Below are 12,326 nucleotides of genomic sequence, written 5' to 3'. Positions count from 1 at the left end.
GTCATATACCTCACCGGATGGGTTCGTGCCCGGGGCCGACACCGGTCTGGTCGTGGTCAACGTGCTCATGCCTGAACCCCCACAACGCCTATACGATCCGAAACTCGTACCGAAGCACGACGACGATCCCGCGCACCCGCGATCCGCCGCCTGACCGACGGCAGGACCCCGGCCGCCCCGAGCGCGACCAGACCGCCACCGACGATGAAACCGCAATCCCCCGCCCCGAAACCGGGTTCGACAACCGGCACCCCATAGTCCTGCCGGCGCGAATTCAGTTCGACGAACGTATTCGCGATACTCGCCATCGCATCGCACCGGGCCCGCGAAAACCCGTCCTCACGAGCCGCGCACGCCTCGTGCATGTGCACGGCCAGCGTCGCATCAAGTGCCTGCCTGGCCCAACCTCCGAGTGGCTGACCGTGCGCGTCCGCGTAGCGCAGCAGGTCATAGCCCAAATCGTGTGCCTTACACGCAGTTTCGAACTCGCTGGGCAATGTCACCGGCGACGAACACTCTCCGTTCGGATCCACCACCAGCCCGTCGGCGACAGCAGGGCGATAGCCGAACCGTTCCGCGAAATCGGCGGGAATCGCATCGACGGACCCCGGCCCACCCGAGGTCAGCTCGACCACCGCCGCGCCGGCCGAGGCATTCTCCACCGGTCGCTCGACGGTGGCGGCGTGCGCGGCGGGCGCCAACATGAGAGCGGCCGCGAGGGTGGTCAGCGCGGCCGCGGTCAATGCGGCACAGCGTTGGGCGATGGGTTGGATTCGGGCGCCGGCATCGATGGTCGGTGTGCTCATGGTGCTCGACGCTAGAAATCCATCCCGCTACGCCACCTCACGCCGCAGAGCGGTTTACCGGCCCGTGCCGCTGGGGGAGCGCAGTCGAGTCCTCCCACTGCGGTACTGGAGCGGAATTCACCCGTGGGTATGAGGACCACGACCGCTCGGCTTCCTACTGTCGTAGCCATGAGGGAACAACGTCGTAGCTGGATCAAGGGGATGAACGCGCGGATGTGGTTCGACGCGTTCACCGTGCTGCTCGCGGTGATCTTCTACGCCGTCGCATGGCCGACACTGCACCTCACCCATCACGTCCCGGTCGCGGTGCAGCCGTTCATCGCCGCACTCGCCGCGTTCCCGATCCTGCTGATCCGGCTCAACCCGGCCCTGGGGTGGGCGATATCCGCTGGCTCGGCGCTGCTCATCGCGCTGGCCATCCCGAATCAGCCGGACAATGAGATCCCGATCCAGGTCGTGCACATCCTGTGTCTGTTCGCGCTGCTGTTCGCGGTGGCCCTGCGCGCCACGGTCCCGATCGTCGCGGTCGCCTGGGGTGCCACCTCGTTGCTGCTGGCCACCACGATGACCAGCGACGGCGATATCTCCGGCGCCGCATGGGCCTGGCCGATCGCCTTCGCCGCGGTCGTGCTGTTCGCGATGCTGGTGCGCTGGCTGGTGCAGTCGCGGCAACAGTTGCTGGCCCAGGAGGAGGAGAACGATCTGGAGCGGGCCCGGCGCGCCATCCTAGAGGAGAAGGCCCGGATCGCTCGTGACCTGCACGATGTCGTCGCCCACCACATGTCTCTCGTCGTGGTGCAGGCCCAGACCGCGCCGTACCGGGTCGAGGGCGTGAGTCCCGCCGCACGCGCGGAATTCGAATCCATCGGCTCGACCGCCCGCGAGGCATTGAACGAGATCCGCGGCATGCTCGGCGTACTGCGCAGCGATGGCCAACTGCCCGAACACGCGCCACAACCGAAGGCGGCCGATGTGCTCGGCCTGTTCGAGGGCGCCCGCCGGGCCGGTGTGCGCATCGACTGGACTGTCGATGGACTGCTCGATCTGGTGCCGGATTCGGTCGGCCTCGCGCTGTATCGGATCGTCCAGGAATCACTGTCCAATGCCTCCCGGCATGCCCCGGGCGCGCCGGTGCGGGTATCGATCGTGATCGGCGGCGACGCGCTGCGGTTGAGCGTCGGCAATGCGCTGAGTGCGACCGTCGCCCGTCCGGTCGGCAACGGCGGCCACGGCATTGCGGGCATGCAGGCACGTGCGCTCGCGGTCGGCGGTGAGGTATCGGCGGGCCCACGTGCGGACGGCGGTTTCGAGGTCGTGGCTCGGCTGCCGATCGCTTCGACTCCGGGACCGGGCTCCAGACCGGTGACACCCGCGGCAATGGGCGCTGCCAACGACGTCTGACCATCGGCACGACAACGGAATACCGGCATCTGCGCGACTATCTGTATTGTGACTCTTTGCCTATCGGGCAACTGATTTCGTTAGTGCATGGGTAACTCATCGGGTACGCCCGAACTGGTGCTGCACCTGCCGCAGGACCTGAAGGCTCCCGATCACGCGCCTGACTGATATGGCCTGAGTACGCGGAGAGGCGGACGAGCTGTCAATTACTGTTCTGATCGCCGACGACCAGGCCATGGTGCGCCAGGGTTTCGGCGCCCTGCTCGCCGCCCAATCCGATATCAGCGTGGTCGGTGACGCGCCGGATGGGAAGGTGGCAGTCGCGGAGGCGAAGCGGCTGCGCCCGGATGTGGTGCTGATGGATGTGCGCATGCCGGAGATGAACGGACTCGACGCCGCACGCGCCATCCTCGCCGCCGGTTTCGACCCGCCGGTGCGGGTGCTCATGCTGACCACCTTCGATATCGACGATTACGTCTACGAGGCGCTGAGCATCGGCGCCAGCGGCTTCCTGCTCAAGGATGCGCCCGCTGAGGAGTTGGTGCGTGCGGTGCGCGTGGTCGCTGACGGGCAGGCACTGCTCGCCCCGACGGTCACCCGCCGCTTGATCGCCGATGTCACCCGCCGCCGCACCGCGAGCCGGGTCAAGCCGACACCCGCGCTGGCGTCACTGACGCCGCGTGAACGTGAGGTACTGGAGTTGATCGCCAAAGGTATGTCCAATACCGAGATCGCCACCGCACTGTTCGTCGCTGAGCAGACCGTGAAAACCCATGTCTCCAAGGTATTTTCGAAGTTGAATCTACGCGACCGCGCGCAGGCCGTTGTGCTCGCCTACGAATCCGGTCTGGTCACCCCGGGCTAGCGCGGCTGCTGCTGGCACTTACCGCCGTTGAGATCGTCGAGGTGTCGTGAAAGCAGCCGGGCCAGCCGGTCGAGCAGCTCGGTCGCGTCCTCGAAGGTGCCCGACTCCGCCTGTGCCGCAAGCGCGACCGCGACACCGCCCGATCGCGTCGGCACGATGCCGAACTGGCGGACCGTGTAGACGCCGGTTTCGTCGTCGGGCCCCCAGCCGCCCTTGAATTCGGTGCCCTCGATGGTGCCCAGCCCCCAGCGCTGCTCCGGCGTGATCTGTTCCATCAGCTCGACCACGGTGGCGGATTCGGGCAGGCACGGCAACTGCGAGGCGAAACGCACCTGATTGGCCAGCGTCCATTCGGTCGCGCCGAATGCGTTGTAATCCAGATTTGTCTTCGGTCCGTACACATTGGTCAGCGCGTCACCGGCCTCGTCGAGGACCCCCTGGACCGCCCGCGCGGCCTCTTCACCGTCACCGAGCGACTGCCACAGCGCTTCGGCCGCATCGTTATCCGAGACGGTGATCGCCTCGTGCGCGTATTCGACGACGCCGGTCGGGTCGTGCCGCAGCGCCGCGATGGCCAGCGGCACTTTGATGGTGGACCAGGCGATGCCGCTGGTCCAGTCGCCGAAGATGGTCATCCGGCCGCCGCCGACCGGCATGATCGCCATCCCGACCTGTCCGAGCAGATTCGGCTGTAGCTGGGTGAAGTCGGCGGCCAGTGAATCGGGCCGTGAGATCGACCAACCGGGATGCCAGGAACCGGGCCGTTCGACGGGTAGCGCCGGCTCCGCGGGCGCGTCGTGCGTGCTGGGTAAGAGCGAACAGGAGGTGAGTGTGACCAAAACCGTGAGTGCCGCGCCGCGCAGCGCCACCCGATAATTCACCATCGTTGTTGTAGACCTCACCGCCGCGTTCTTCCCACCACCACAACCAGACACCCGTTGTTCCATCGGCGGTGCGAAAAACATCCTCGTCACACCCGCCCGGTCGGTGACCGGGCGTCGCGCGATCAACACCGGGTCGGGCCAGCGGCTGACACGGTGAAGACGCCCTGTTGATAGTTTCGCCGATTTTCCCGGAGAATTCGAAACGGCGTGGCCAAGGGGCTACCCGGTAGGCTCACAACTCTGTTTACGCGTTTGGACGACCGATGTCCGAGGGCCGCAGTCACCTGAAGGGGGTCGCGTTGCTGAACAGCGGTGAGGTGTTCGCCGGGTTCACCGTGGAGCGGCTGCTCGGCCAAGGGGGGATGGGCTCGGTATACCTGGCAAGACACCCCCGACTCGGTAAGCAGACGGCCCTGAAGCTGCTGAATCGGGAACTGTTCGCCGACGCGGAGGTACGTGCGCGCTTCGAGCGGGAGGCCGATCTGGCCGCGCATCTGGACCATCCGAATATCGTCGCCGTCTACGATCGCGGCTCCGAGGACAACCAGCTCTGGATTTCCATGCAGTACATCGACGGCGTCGACGCGGCGACCGTCGACCCGATGACGCTGCCGCCGGAGCGGGCGGTGCAGATCATCGAGGGAGTCGCGGCGGCCCTGGATTACGCGCACGGCATGGGCGTGCTGCATCGGGATGTGAAGCCCGCCAACTTCCTGCTGGCTCGCTCCAGCGGTGGGCAGGGCGAGCGGGTCTTCCTGACCGACTTCGGCATCGCCCGGTTGCGCGAGGACTCCACTCACCTCACCCAGACCGGCATGTTCAGCGCGACCCTGTCCTATGCCTCGCCGGAGCAGATGACCGGTGCCGAGCTGGACAACCGTACCGATCAATATTCGCTGGCGTGCGCACTGTACTGGCTGTTCACCGGCATGGCGCCATTCGACGCCCCCGATCCGAACGACATCATCCGCGGCCATCTGCAACACCTCGCCGCGCCATTGGCAGCCCGACGGCAGGGAGTGAATCCCGCACTGGACGGGGTGCTCGCCAAGGCGATGGCCAAACGTCCTGAGCATCGGTTCGCGACATGTGTCGAATTCGCCGCCGCGGCCCGCAAAGCATTGACCGCGCCGCCGGTCGCCACCGTGCAGGTGAATCCCGGCTTTCCCCCGGTGTATCAGGGACAGGTCGTTGGCTCCGCGCCGCCCGCACCGGGATTCGGTGCGCCCGCGGATCAGGCGGCCTTCGTACAGTCCACGCAGGCGGTCGGTCCTGCGGGATATGGTGCGCCGCAGGCCTATCCACCGGCACCGCAACCGGGGGCGCCGCAGGCAGCGGGTTACCCGGCGGCACCTGCGCAGCAGCCGGTGCCGCAGCCGGCTGCACCGGCGACGCAGGGGCCATCGGCGCAAGCAGCGGGGTTTCCGGCAGCTCCACTTCAGTCGGGGGCGCCGCAAGCTGCGGCATATCCGGCGGCACCGCAGCAGGCCGTTCCGCCGCAGCAGGGCGTACAGGGGCCAGCGGCGCCGGGGCAACAGATGCAGGGCGTGGCGGTCCACGGTCAACAGATGCAGGGCGCACCGGTACCGGGCCAGCCGATGCAGGCCCCAGCTGGGCAGGGCTCGCCGATTCCCGGCCAGCCGACGCAAGGACCACCGATTCCGGGTCAGCCGACGCAATCGCCGCCCGGTGCCGCGCCGACCCCCTTCGCACCGAATGCCGTTGGCCCGCAATCGACTCCGGACCACCGCCGGAGCACGGCGGTGCTGGTCGGCTGGATCGCCGTCGGCATCGTGGTCGCGGTGATCACGGTAATGGGCACGCTCGTGGTCGTCGGCTGGGAGTCGCAAGGTCCGTCCGATGTCGCCGTGCCGCCACCGGTTACCGCCACGACGGCGGCCGCTGCATCCGATGCACTTGCCAAGAGCCGTAGGCTGTTTCCGAATCTGGTACCACAGGGCAAGGAAGACTTCGGCGAGGCATATCAAGACGCGCGCTGCATGGCATCGGAGGCCGGGGAACCGCTGAGGATCGAGGACGAACCCCTGAAATCCAGTCCCTGGATCACCGCCTGGGAATGCCACCGCGAAACCCAGACCACCACCCAGATGAGCTACACCATCCTCGAATACGCCTCCGCCGCCGACGCCCGAGCCGTGGTCCAGGCCCTACCCGCCAATGTCGCGACGGCCGGCAAGAAAAGCGGAATCCCGGTCAACACGCACCGCTGGACCGTAGAAGACCCACCGGGCCCACTTCAGCCCTTCTACCAGACAGCCAAACTGGTGGTGAGTTTCGAATCCGACCCCGCCCGCGCGAATTTCCTGGTGTACGTGAGCAACCATGGCACGGTTGGAGGGGTACAAACCGTCCCGCCGACCCCAACTGCCCAGGACGCACTAACCGCATGGTGGGACGCAGCGCCGTTGTAATAACTTGCAGGACAGCTGAATTGCGTAAGTTATCGGGCCTCCGGAAAGAATCTACGACCCAGCCGGCTCAGTCGACCGCCAGCGCGTCCACGATCGGCATCCGTGCCGCACGCAACGCTGGCGGAATCGATCCGAGCAGCGCCAATGCCAATGCGGCGGTGCCGTACACCAGCAGCATTGGGCTCGGCTGGTACGTGATGTCGATTGTCAGGGCGTGCCCGACAGCGACGGTCGCCAGATATTGGATGGCCGCGCCGGCGGCGAGACCTATTGCCGCGCCGATGAATCCGATGCCAACTGCCTCGGCGAGCACCGAGCGCGTCAGGAATTTGCGGCTGGCGCCCATGGCGCGCAGGACGCCGAGTTCGCGGCGGCGTTCCAAGACCGAGAGCATCAAGGTGTTCAGCAGTGCCACCGTCGCCACCAACACCACGATCCACAGGATGGCGTAACTGATCGCCGAGCCCTGCCGCAGGCTGGAGGAGATGGCGACGACCGCCTGCGCGCCGGTGTCGACGTGGATATCCGCGGGCACCACGCGCCGCACGGCAGCCTGCACCGCGGACTTGTCCACGCCCGGTCGGAAATGCACCGCCAGCACGGTTTCGCCCGGTCGCTGGTACCACGCGCGCATCTGGTCGAGATCCATCACGACCACACCCGAGATGGCCGAGATGTAGGGAATTACGTCCAGCACCCGCACGGTGTGGTTGCCGGTCGGGGTGGGCAGGGTCAGTTCGGCCCCGGTGCTGACGCCGAGCGATCGCGCGACATCCCGCGATATCGCCACCCCTGCCCCAGTGGCAAAGTGGGCCATGACTTCTCGACTCACCGAGCCGGTCTCGGATTTGTCCGCCTCGCTCGGATAGCCCTGCAGCATCACCCGCCCGGTGCCGAGGGTGGCGAAGGCCATCTGCGCTGGCCCGACTTTCTCGACTCCGGGCACCTGGGCGATCTTCTCGCGTAATCCATTGGGCAGCAACGGTCCCGTCGGGAACTGCTCCATCGAGCTGGTGCTGACGAACAGATCGGTATCGCTGAAACCCGCGAAGGATGCGGTTGCCGAATCGACCATATTGCGCGAACTCCCGCCCATCGCGACGGTGGCGGCTACGCCGATCGTCACCGTCATCGCGGTGGCCCACACTCGTCGCGGTGCCCGTTCGAGGGTGGTGGCCCCGAGCGTGCCCGGTGCGCCGAAGCGTCCGGCGATCGCCGCGGCGGCCCGCACGATCGGTCCGGTGGCGGCGAAGCACAGCGTCACCGCACCGGCGAACGACATCGAGATCGAGGCCAGTGACACGCGTCCCAGATCCGCCTCGGCAATGACAATCGCGCCGACAATCAGCCCGACACCCAGCACGATCGAGGTCCAGCGCAGCGCCGCACTTGTCGTATCGGTGCGCGCCACTCCCACCGGCGCCAGCGCCTCGATCGGTTCGACCTTGTACACCTGCCGCGCCGCGATGGCGGCGGCCAGCACACTGGCCCCCATACAGGCGCCGATCGCCACCGGAATCGCGTACCCGGGCACCATATATTCGGTGCGTGCCTCCACCGATTGCATGATGGCGGTGGGAAGTCTGTCGATCGTGACGCCCCCCATGGCTGCCCCCACCGCCGAGCCACCGACACCGCCGAGCACGCCGAGCAGCGCCGCCTCGACCAGCAGATCACGCACCATCGGCCCGCGCTTGCCACCGATCGCCCGCAGCATGGACAGCACCGGCCTGCGTTGGGCGACGGCCATACTCATCGCGTTGTAGATCAGAAAGGCCGAAACGATCAGGGCGGCCGCCGAGGCCATGAGCGTCGAGTACCGCACGATCTGGATGGCACCACCGGCTTGCGCGGTGCGCAGTCCGGGATCGGCGACCACAGCGCGGCCGTCGACCACCGTGGTCAGCGTCTCGCGCAACTGGTCGGCATCGGTGCCATCGGCCGCGATGATCTGAATCGAGTCCAGCCGCCCGACGCGGTCGGTGAGTTTCTGCGCGAGCCCGAGCGGGGCGGCGATGATGTGGCCGCCATTGAGTTGCTTCGAGGTCTTTTTATCGAGAACTGCTGCGACGGTGACGGTTCCGGTGCCGAGCGGGAATTGTTCCCCTTCGGCGCGTCCCATCCCGGATCCGACCAGGACACCGTTCGGCACGGTGAGCATCTTGCTCGCCTGCGCGGCCATCGGCCCGCCCAGATCGCTGCCGAGTGCGGTGATGCTGGTGTCCGCGCCGATCAGCAGCGCCTTATCGGCACCGGAGCCGACCTGCGCGCGCAGCATCGGCACCGCCTTGTCGACGCCGGGAGTGGTCGCGATCGGTTGCAGTTCCCGCTGATCGAAGCCCGCATCGGTGATCCCGGTGACCTCCAGCACCGCCTTGCCGCCGAGACTGCGGGTGAGCCGGTCCACCGAACCGGTGACCGAACCGGAAATGCTGAACACCGCGACCAGCAGCGATGCCGAAATCGACATCACCGCCAGTGACATGAGGGTGCGGCCGCGGTGGGCGAGCAGTTCACCGATATTGAACAGCCGCAGCCGATCCCATGCCGCGCCGATCACGCGCGTACTGTCCGCGTGGCGTTATCGACCTTGTCATTGGCGCCGATTCGCCCGTCGCGCAACGTGATCACCCGGTCGCAATATTCGACCGCGCCCATATCGTGGGTCACCATAACCACTGAATTACCGTTGCCCGCGATGTCGCCGAGCAGTTTCAAGATGGACGCACCGGTCTTGGAATCCAGGTTGCCGGTCGGTTCATCGGCCAGGATCAGCGGCGGATCCATGATCAATGCCCGCGCTACCGCGACCCGCTGCATCTGACCGCCGGACAATTCGGCGGGCCGATGGGCGGCGCGATCGCTCAGCCCGACCAGGTCGAGCAGTTCGAGTGCGCGCGGTTTGGCTTTACGTAATCCGGTGCCGTCCAATAGCTTCGGGATCGCGACATTCTCCCAGGCGGTGAGGGTAGGCAGCAGGTTGAAGAACTGGAAGATGAAACCGACGCGGTGGCGGCGGAATTCGGACTGCCGCTCGTCATCGAGGTTGCCGATCTCCTCGCCTTGGAAGCGGATCGACCCGGAGTCGGGGGTATCGAGTGCGCCGAGCAGATGCAGCAATGTGCTCTTACCCGAGCCGGAGGGTCCGATGATCGAGGTGAATTCACCGGACTCGATGCGCAGGCTTATACCGTCCAGTGCGCGCACCGCCTGGTCGCCGACCCGATATTCCTTGGTGATCTCGGTCAGTTCCAGCATGGCCCGGTCCGACATGGCGGTCCCCACCCTCTTTCTCAACTATCCGATCTTGGATTGTGGCGCACCACAGTGTCGCACTGGCGCGTTACCGCGCCATCGCCTCGGCTGCTCGAACTCGGCGGCGATATTGCGCGTCCAGCACGGCGCGCAGGACAGGTTGTTCGGCGGCGAGTTCGAGATAGGCCTCCACCGCGGATTGGCCCTGCACCAGTGCCTGCTCCAATTTCGCGTCGAGATGGATATTCCACCGATATCGCAACGCGAGCAAGAGGCCCTCCGGTCCGCCGAACAACCGGTCCAGTTCCGGGATCTCCGCGAACAGGTCGGGACTTGCCGGATCGATCGCCGCGCGGGTGAGTACGGTGTGCACGATCTCGGTTCGACGGTGATGATCTTCCCATCCATTGCGACTGTTCGGTCCCTCGAAATGTTCGCCGTAGCGATTGTTCGCAGGCCGTTCGAAATGATCGGACATCGCCTATGTCCTTCCGTGATTTGGTAGATCTCACGCTACGGATGGCGAAATACGGTGTCTTCGTGCCAGGGACGCGAATCGATCTCCTACCGGGGTAGGAGCCGCGGCCCGCTCTGAGCACGATGCACCGGTTCCGACCTGGTGGCGCTGGAGACCGAGTGCTGGCCGGGTTCGTGCCGCGCGAGCGTCGCCGGGCTGTCGGACGCGACGATCAGCTCGGATGTGAACCACATCGAGCACACGCGAGCGTGGTCGGGTCGGCGCGGTCGCGGCGCGCTTTGTCAATGGATGTTAAAGATTTTTCGGTAATTCGAAAGGCCGCCGCTACGTCGGACTGGAGCTGGTCCAATCCTCGCGCCGCCACCAACAGCACCGAATCCGCAGAACAGGACACCACGTGCACAGCATTCACCGCCTGACCGACAACCGGATCAGCGGTGACCGCCCTGATACGGCACGCCCCCGCGGGCTTGACCGGATCGGCTCGGATCGATACCGTCGCGACCCACGATTCGATGGCGAAAAATCTTCGCTGCTCGCTATCTCTGACCCCGGAAAGTCGTTCATGGTGACCAACAATCCGATCGCGGACAGGCACACGACCGAGCCTGGCACGGGTTGGTATGGAACGGCGGCGAAGCTCGCGGCGTTACATGATCTGACAGCCCGGTCCAGATCCCCTGGAACACCGCGTGCAGTTGCCAGGCAACGTTCACGTGGCAAGAAGACTGCCAGGGAACGCATTGCACTACTGCTCGATCCTGGCTCCTTCGTCGAACTCGATGCCTTCGCACGGAACCATTCGACCGATTCGGATGTGGACGACCATCCGAACGGCGACGGCGTGGTCATCGGCCATGGCACCGTGGATGGCAGGCCGCTTGTGGTGTTCGCCCAGGACTTCACCGTCTTCGGTGGCACGCTCGGAAAGGCGCATGGCGAAAAGATCTGCAAGATCCTCGATCTGGCCGCCAAGGCGGGTTGTCCGGTGGTGGGCATCAACGATGGAGCCGGTGGGCGAATCCAGGAGGGGGTGGTCGCGCAGGCGCTCTATGGTGAGATCTTTTTCCGGAACGTCAGCATGTCGGGTGTCGTTCCGCAGATTTCGATCATCATGGGCCCGTGCGCTGGAGGCGCGGCGTACTCGCCGGCGCTCACCGATTTTGTCGTGATGGTGGACAAGACCTCACATATGTTCGTCACCGGCCCCGATGTACTGGCCGTCGCCGTGGGCGAGCGGGTGGGGCTCGAGGAACTCGGCGGCGCTCAGGTGCACAACTCTCGTTCTGGCAATGCGCACTATCTCGCCGAGGACGAGGAAGACGCGATCGATTATGTGCGGGATCTGTTGTCCTACCTACCAGGCAACAACTACAGTCTCCCGCCCGTCTATGCCGCGGGGAAGAGTCGGGCCGGGTCCACGCTGGACTCGCTGGTCCCCGACTCCGCGAACCAGCCGTATGACATGTATGCCGTGGTCGATGCCATCGTGGACGATGGCGACTTCCTCGAAGTACAGCAACTGTTCGCGCCCAACATCATCTGCGGTCTGGGCAGGATCAACGGGACTTCGGTCGGGATCGTGGCAAATCAGCCACTGAAATCCGCCGGGTGCCTGGACATAGACGCATCGGAAAAAGCCGCGAGATTCGTGCGGACCTGCGACGCATTCAATATCCCGATCGTCACACTGGTCGACGTACCCGGATTCCTGCCCGGCTCCGACCAGGAATGGAATGGCATCATCCGACGTGGTGCGAAACTGCTGTATGCCTACGCGGAGGCCACGGTTCCGAAGATCACCACGATTATTCGTAAGGCTTACGGCGGAGCGTACGTTGTCATGGGCTCCAAGCACCTGCGCGCGGATATCTGCTTCGCCTGGCCGACCGCCGAGATCGCGGTGATGGGCGCGGCGGCCGCAGGAAATATTCTGTACCGCGACCAAATCGTCGACGCAGCGGATCCCGAAGCTCTTCGCAGCAAGCTGATCGACGAATACGACCAAACCCATTGCACGCCTTATCGAGCCGCCGAACGCGGATATGTCGATGCGGTGATCGCGCCATCCGAGACGCGGCGGAATATTGCAGCCGCACTTTCCATCATGAACGACAAGCGCGAGCCATCGCATCCGAAGCGGCACGGAAACATACCACTGTAGAGAACCCCCCTGTTGCGCCGGTACCAGTCGGAGTAGTTGTT

At 65.6% G+C, this 12,326-nt stretch carries 9 protein-coding genes; 4 read left to right on the top strand and 5 right to left on the bottom strand.

The features are described from left to right. Positions 1–65: 65 nt before the first annotated feature. Positions 66–806 (bottom strand): hypothetical protein, encoded by a 741-nt coding sequence (locus ACIBG0_RS14650; RefSeq protein WP_397032584.1) that lies wholly within the window; start codon positions 804–806, stop codon positions 66–68. A 168-nt stretch (positions 807–974) separates the two neighbouring features. On the opposite strand from ACIBG0_RS14650, the gene ACIBG0_RS14645 reads away from it, so the two are divergent. Together ACIBG0_RS14645 and ACIBG0_RS14640 are read left to right on the top strand one after the other, a co-directional pair. Then, the gene (locus ACIBG0_RS14645; protein WP_397032582.1) at positions 975–2,207 is read left to right on the top strand and encodes a sensor histidine kinase; all 1,233 of its coding nucleotides are present in this window, start codon (positions 975–977) and stop codon (positions 2,205–2,207) included. Between the two features lie 199 nt (positions 2,208–2,406). Beyond that, on the top strand, positions 2,407–3,072 hold the full coding sequence (locus tag ACIBG0_RS14640; protein ID WP_397032706.1) for a response regulator: 666 nt from the start codon (positions 2,407–2,409) through the stop codon (positions 3,070–3,072). On the opposite strand, the gene ACIBG0_RS14635 is transcribed toward ACIBG0_RS14640, so the two are convergent. Further along, entirely contained in the window at positions 3,069–3,956 is an 888-nt protein-coding gene (locus ACIBG0_RS14635; protein WP_397032581.1) for a hypothetical protein, read from the bottom strand. The two genes, ACIBG0_RS14640 and ACIBG0_RS14635, sit on opposite strands and share 4 nt — an antisense overlap. 263 nt (positions 3,957–4,219) lie before the next feature. On the opposite strand from ACIBG0_RS14635, the gene ACIBG0_RS14630 reads away from it, so the two are divergent. Further along, entirely contained in the window at positions 4,220–6,388 is a 2,169-nt protein-coding gene (locus tag ACIBG0_RS14630; protein WP_397032579.1) for a protein kinase, read from the top strand. A gap of 67 nt (positions 6,389–6,455) precedes the next feature. Here the strand turns inward: ACIBG0_RS14630 and ACIBG0_RS14625 are convergent, their stop codons facing one another. The 3 genes from ACIBG0_RS14625 to ACIBG0_RS14615 all read right to left on the bottom strand — a co-directional run bounded on the left by ACIBG0_RS14625 (position 6,456) and on the right by ACIBG0_RS14615 (position 10,121). Further along, positions 6,456–8,948, bottom strand: a complete 2,493-nt coding sequence (locus tag ACIBG0_RS14625) for an FtsX-like permease family protein (RefSeq protein WP_397032578.1) — start codon at positions 8,946–8,948, stop codon at positions 6,456–6,458. Continuing rightward, positions 8,945–9,661 (bottom strand): ABC transporter ATP-binding protein, encoded by a 717-nt coding sequence (locus ACIBG0_RS14620; protein ID WP_397032705.1) that lies wholly within the window; start codon positions 9,659–9,661, stop codon positions 8,945–8,947. Before ACIBG0_RS14620 ends, ACIBG0_RS14625 begins: the two co-directional genes overlap by 4 nt. A gap of 70 nt (positions 9,662–9,731) precedes the next feature. Further along, positions 9,732–10,121, bottom strand: coding sequence for a hypothetical protein (locus tag ACIBG0_RS14615; RefSeq protein WP_397032577.1), 390 nt, complete (start codon positions 10,119–10,121; stop codon positions 9,732–9,734). A gap of 565 nt (positions 10,122–10,686) precedes the next feature. Between ACIBG0_RS14615 and ACIBG0_RS14610 the strand changes: the two genes are divergently transcribed. Further along, positions 10,687–12,285: an acyl-CoA carboxylase subunit beta gene (locus ACIBG0_RS14610; RefSeq protein WP_397032576.1), complete on the top strand. Its 1,599-nt coding sequence runs from the start codon at positions 10,687–10,689 to the stop codon at positions 12,283–12,285. Positions 12,286–12,326: the final 41 nt, after the last annotated feature.

It is taken from the genome of Nocardia sp. NPDC050630 (assembly GCF_044457245.1).
Lineage (GTDB): Bacteria > Actinomycetota > Actinomycetes > Mycobacteriales > Mycobacteriaceae > Nocardia.
Note: the sequence above shows the minus strand (reverse complement) of the source record. Positions and strands in the feature narration are given on the sequence as shown.

Bases quoted from the DNA above. Each gene is read 5' to 3' on its own strand.
- ACIBG0_RS14615 (WP_397032577.1), bottom strand. From the start codon at position 10,121: ATGTCCGATCATTTCGAACGGCCTGCGAACAATCGCTACGGCGAACAT.
- ACIBG0_RS14610 (WP_397032576.1), top strand. From the start codon at position 10,687: ATGGTGACCAACAATCCGATCGCGGACAGGCACACGACCGAGCCTGGC.
- ACIBG0_RS14635 (WP_397032581.1), bottom strand. From the start codon at position 3,956: ATGGTGAATTATCGGGTGGCGCTGCGCGGCGCGGCACTCACGGTTTTG.
- ACIBG0_RS14620 (WP_397032705.1), bottom strand. From the start codon at position 9,661: ATGTCGGACCGGGCCATGCTGGAACTGACCGAGATCACCAAGGAATAT.
- ACIBG0_RS14630 (WP_397032579.1), top strand. From the start codon at position 4,220: ATGTCCGAGGGCCGCAGTCACCTGAAGGGGGTCGCGTTGCTGAACAGC.
- ACIBG0_RS14645 (WP_397032582.1), top strand. From the start codon at position 975: ATGAGGGAACAACGTCGTAGCTGGATCAAGGGGATGAACGCGCGGATG.
- ACIBG0_RS14650 (WP_397032584.1), bottom strand. From the start codon at position 806: ATGAGCACACCGACCATCGATGCCGGCGCCCGAATCCAACCCATCGCC.